A 1,007-nucleotide genomic window follows, 5' to 3' on the forward strand; every position below is an offset into this window, starting at 1 on the left:
GGCGTGCTCGGCCAGCCAATCGGCCCGCTCGACCGCCGCGGCCAGGTGCGGGCCGATGGGCTGTTCGATCGGATAGGTGATCTCCTCGAACCTCCGCAGCAATCCTGCGCCTGCAGCGGCGGCCGCGGCTTCGGGCAGGGAGCGGCGCAGCCACACGAGCCCGAAGCCGAGGGCCTCCACGTCCCGGGACGCGAAATCGTCCAGATAGGCGGCGTACGCGGATTCGAACAGCTCGGGGTCGCGGTTCACCGAGGCGTCCCGCAGCCACGTCTGCGCATACTGCGCCGGGCTGAGCTGCTCGCGCTGGATGACCCAGGCGTCGGTGTCCGGCGCCAGCCACTGCTCCAACCGGGCGTGCCAGCTGCCCGCGCCCGCCGGAATTTCCCAGTTGCCCAGCATCTGTGCGACGCCGCCGTCGGCCAGCACCGAGGGCAGGGAGCGGAAGAGGGTGGCCACGATGTCGTCGCCGGGCAGTCCGCCGTCGCGGTACGTGAACTGCTCGTCGGCGCGTTCGGCCGGGCGACGCGGCGTGATCACGAACGGCGGGTTGGATACCACGAGGTCGAACCGTTCCCCCGCCACCGGCTCCAACAGGCTGCCCAGCCGCAGGCTGACCCGCTCCTCCAGGTGGTCCGGGTCCAGCCCGAGGGCGCCGGCGTTGAGGGCGAGGTTGAACCGGGTGAAGGCCAGCGCCCGCTCCGAGATGTCCGTCGCGGTGGCGTGGCGGGCGTGGCCCAGCAGGTGGAAGAGCTGGATCCCGCACCCGGTGCCAAGGTCCAGGGCCCGTTCCACCTCGGTGCGGACGGTCAGCTGGGCCAGCGTCAGCGAGGCCTGGCCGATGCCCAGGACGTGATCGTGCCGGAGGACGCCGGGCCGCTGGTGCGCCCCGAGGTCGCTGGCCACCCACAGCTCGGTCTCGCCGAAGGCGTACGGGCGGAGGTCTACGGCGGCACGCCACTCACCGCCGTCGCGCTCGGTCAGCCGGAGGGCGGCGAGCCCGTCCACCC

Annotated in this window: 1 protein-coding gene; it reads right to left on the reverse strand. The window is 72.9% G+C overall.

The features are described 5' to 3' along the window. Window positions 1-1,007, reverse strand: a 1,007-nt coding sequence (locus AC5RUJ_RS17120; RefSeq protein ID WP_494156349.1) for a methyltransferase, incomplete at both ends; no start/stop codon positions are given.

Source organism: Arthrobacter sp. Y3223164 (assembly GCF_059091005.1).